The sequence below is a fragment of the Herbidospora sp. RD11066 genome (genome assembly GCF_054661255.1).
In genome coordinates, this window is sequence record NZ_BAAGDO010000028.1 from 1 (window position 1) to 1,080 (window position 1,080).

At 68.2% G+C, this 1,080-nt stretch carries 1 protein-coding gene; it reads right to left on the bottom strand.

Annotated elements, in window-relative coordinates; all coding sequences use genetic code 11:
• Window positions 1–9 precede the first annotated feature (9 nt).
• Complete coding sequence (locus ACYQ78_RS39215; RefSeq protein WP_459806075.1) at window positions 10–975, bottom strand: IS481 family transposase; 966 nt, start codon at window positions 973–975, stop codon at window positions 10–12.
• Window positions 976–1,080: the final 105 nt, after the last annotated feature.

Consider the following 1,080-nt stretch of genomic DNA (forward strand, 5'->3'; position numbering starts at 1 on the left):
TGTACTCGGTCACGACGTTGGTGACAGGCGGCTGATCGGTGGATGACCGTCGAGTGCGCTGTGACGTCGTCGGGTGTTGTAGTGCTCTAGCCATGGTTGCAGGGCGTCGGCGCGGTGGGTGTTGCTGGTGAAGACCTGCCGGTAGGCCCATTCGGTTTGCAGGGTGCGGTTGAAGCGTTCGGCCTTTCCGTTCTGCCAGGGGCAGCGTGGCTTGATCAGCTTGTGTCGGGCGCCCAGCTCGGCGATGACGGCGGCGAAGGCGGTCGAGCGGCGGTAGGCCAAGGCGTTGTCGGTGAGCACCCGGTGGATGCGGGTGATGCCCTGGCTGTGGAAGAAGGCGGCGGCGCGGTGCAGGAAGGCGGCGCTGGTCGTGCCGGTCTCGTCGGTGAGGATCTCGGCGTAGGCCAGCCGGGAGTGGTCGTCGATGGCGGTGTGGACGTAGTCGTAGCCGATGCCGCGGCCGCGGACGTGTTCGCTGCGGCCGTGGGCGCGCCAGCCGCCGCCGTCGGGGATGCGGCCGACCTTCTTGACGTCCAGGTGGATCAGGTCTCCGGGCCGGGGGTGTTCATAACGCCGGGTGGTGTGGCGGGCGGCCCGGATCGGTGTTCCGGTGAGGGGGTCGCAGTCGGCCAGGGGTGGGATGTGGTGGCGACGCAGGATCCGGGAGACGGTGCGTTCGGGCACGCCGGTGGCCTCCGTGATGGCGGCCGGTCCGCTCCGTAGCTCGTGCCTGCAGTTCAGGACGGTCTGCTCGGTGGCGGGTGTGGTGCGGTTGGCCACCCGGTGTGGTCGTGAGGAGCGGTCATGCAGGCCGGCCCAGCCCTCTTGGTCGTAGCGCGAGACCCATCGGTGGCCGCATTGGCGGGAGATGCCCAGTTCCTTGGCGACATGGGCGACCGGGCGGCCCTGGATGCGGACACGCTGGATCAGCAGTGTTCGGCCGTGCAGGGTCAGGCGGGCGTTAGCGTGGGCCACGAGGACCTCCGGGATGGTGAGGACGGCAATCTCCACCACATCCGGAGGTCTTCCATTTGATCAAGCATCAGCTACGGCGAGTCACCAACCTGATGGCCGAGTACA